At 59.5% G+C, this 380-nt stretch carries 1 protein-coding gene; it reads left to right on the forward strand.

Features of this window, described 5'->3' with window-relative positions; translation table 11 throughout:
* Positions 1–380 (forward strand): acyltransferase (locus EOA32_RS39170; protein ID WP_189407774.1); only part of this gene is annotated, 380 nt, incomplete at both ends.

The raw sequence follows: 380 nt of genomic DNA on the forward strand, positions 1-380 counted from the left end.
GGATTGGTGCTCATAGGCAGCGCCGTCTTCTTTCTGGACGACACGGCGCACGCACCCGCCCTCAATGTGCTCGTGCCTACAGTCGGAGCCGCGATTGTGCTTTACGCGGATCGCTCACGACATGTGGCGCTTGTTTTACGCAATGGCCCCGCAGCCTATGTCGGGCGCATCAGCTATTCACTTTACCTAGTGCACTGGCCCCTGATCGTATTCTGTGAGTATGGCCTTCTGCGGCCGCTGCTGCCGAAAGAGGCTGTTCTCGTCGGGTTCCTGTCTCTCGCCTTGGCAGTCATGATGTTTCACTTCGTTGAACAGCCGTATCGTGTTGGCCGCGGCTTCGTCGGACCCGCAGGGCTTGCGTTGGCAGGCCTGCTTACCCT

Origin of the sequence: Mesorhizobium sp. M1A.F.Ca.ET.072.01.1.1, from assembly GCF_004023325.1 — a bacterium.
In the GTDB taxonomy this organism is placed as follows: domain Bacteria; phylum Pseudomonadota; class Alphaproteobacteria; order Rhizobiales; family Rhizobiaceae; genus Mesorhizobium.